Genomic DNA, 2,154 nt, shown 5'->3' with positions numbered 1-2,154 from the left:
GTTTTGCCTCAAGGTAGTCATTATCGTGAGCCAATCAACCGAATTATTTTGCAATTACAGGAAGACGGAGAACTCACCAACCTAGAGCAAAAGTGGTTTCCTTCTAACCAGTAAGATTAGCCAGAGCTGTCCGCCTTAACCCACCCATATTCATTACTCTAGCTGTCTTAAGATTTACTTTATAAATAGTCTCTTAATAATCCGGGGATGGGGGATAGGAGTACAGCTGGAATTATCGGTGGTTTTCTATATTGGATTGGTGATTTTGTCAACTCCTATTACTTGACCAGGGCTATATGCTTCTGTTATACTAGTGGTTATTTTAAAATGTCTAATTACTATAGGTTTTGGAGTAGTTCATCTTCATCTTGTCCTCTGCTCAAGCTGTAGAGGGGCAAATTGGCAAAAATTATCTTAAAACTCCCTAAAAATTAAATAAATCTCACAAAAGTATCTATTGTTGAGCTTTCGGGTAACAATGCTTTAAGAGCGATCGCTTGAGCTGCTGGCATCTGCCCGTAAGAAAATACATATGGTGTTTCCGGTGGCAACTCTGGCAGGAACTGCTCTAACACATAAGGACTACCGTAAATCACGAGAGCTTGTAAATCCCCAGTTTTCAACAACATCTTAAGCCATGCCCTAGCTACTGCTGTCAATCCAGCACTACCCCGAAACGGGTTACCTCGGATAAATAGCTGTAGCAGAGTAGTTTTAGCACCAACAGGATTATCGACTACTTCCGAAGGTAGGGTCGTGTGACTATCAACCAGTTGGAGTTTGTAACCCAGCCTTCTTGGTAAAGCGACTGCTGGTGTATGCTGTCCCAAAAAGTCACAAGCTAAGAGATCATCGACCAAAATTAGATTACGTAACGGTTGATTACTGCTGCTGGGTATTGATGATAAAGCTAGAAAACCTCTAGTTATCTGGGAAGCCTGGAGAATATCGGCTACAGTCGTGATTGTGGTTGGTTGAGCTAGTTGCGAGAGCCAATTGGGGTTGGGTTGAAATGTTATCGGTTGTTGAGCTGGATCATCGTCTAAGCCCGACTCCAGGACAGGTTGTGAGAGGGGGTTTTGTAGAGATGCTATTTGTTGTGCAGTGGAGTGTTCGTCTAAACCCTCTCTTTGAGAGTGATAGCCCACTTTACGTTTTGCACGACTTATGCGCTCTACTGATGCCTGAATCCGCTGCCGTGAGATCCGTCCTTGTTCGACTGCTTGACAGACTGCCTCAATTGCTGTTTCGGGATTAACGGGCATCAAGAGAATATCAGCACCGGCTTCTACAGCCATGACTGTGGCTTCATCGGCACCATAGCGATTAGCAATTGCCCCCATCACTAGAGCATCAGTCACAATCAGTCCTTCAAATCCCAAGTCTGTGCGCAACAGTTGAGTCAAAATTCGCTCAGAGAGGGTGGCGGGGTGTTGGTCATCCCAAGCTGTAATTAGGAGGTGAGCGGTCATGATGGCATCTACCCCAGCAGCGATCGCATTGGTAAAGGGAGGCAATTCAACCGTAGCTAGTCGCGGTGGTGAGTGGGGCAAGATTGGTAAATCCAGATGGGAATCTGTCGCGGTATCGCCATGACCGGGAAAATGCTTGGCAGTGGTTAAGACTGGATAGGGTCGGGTTCCTTCGATAAAAGCAGAAGCCAATTGGCTAACGATTTGAGGGTTATCACCAAACGACCGGACATTGATAACAGGATTTTGGGAATTGTTGTTGACATCAACAACTGGTGCCAGGATCCAGTTAATCCCAATGGCCAACGCTTCAGTAGCGGTGATTTCTCCCATAGTACGGACATACTGCAAAGCTGGCTCAGGATCGTTTTGGGCAATGGCTCCCAGTGCCATCGGTGGGGGAAACCAGGTGGCACCGGCAAACCTTTGACCCACACCTTCTTCAATATCAGCAGCGATCAGTAAGGGAATTTTTGCCCACTCTTGGAGTTGTTTCGACCTAAGGGCGAGTTCCACAGAACTCCCGCCTAGTATGTGTAGCTAGGATACTCTCGCCACAGGGACGAACGACCGAATTAGGCAACACACAACACGAAACCTTAAACTATTTCAGAGACTATAAGTGATTGTGTCCACTCAGAATTTCAAATGACTCAAGTTGAAAAACATGGTGATGGGGACC

1 protein-coding gene is annotated in these 2,154 nt (G+C 46.0%); it reads right to left on the bottom strand.

What is annotated here, in order from left to right; translation table 11 throughout:
- Positions 1–431 precede the first annotated feature (431 nt).
- Positions 432–1,988, bottom strand: coding sequence for a glycoside hydrolase family 3 protein (locus F6K20_RS35400; RefSeq protein ID WP_287297941.1), 1,557 nt, complete (start codon positions 1,986–1,988; stop codon positions 432–434).
- Positions 1,989–2,154: the final 166 nt, after the last annotated feature.

Origin of the sequence: Moorena sp. SIO2C4, from assembly GCF_010672485.1 — a bacterium.
Lineage (GTDB): Bacteria > Cyanobacteriota > Cyanobacteriia > Cyanobacteriales > Coleofasciculaceae > Moorena > Moorena producens.
The sequence above is the reverse complement of the archived record's forward strand: the minus strand, read 5'-3'. Positions and strand labels throughout refer to the sequence as shown.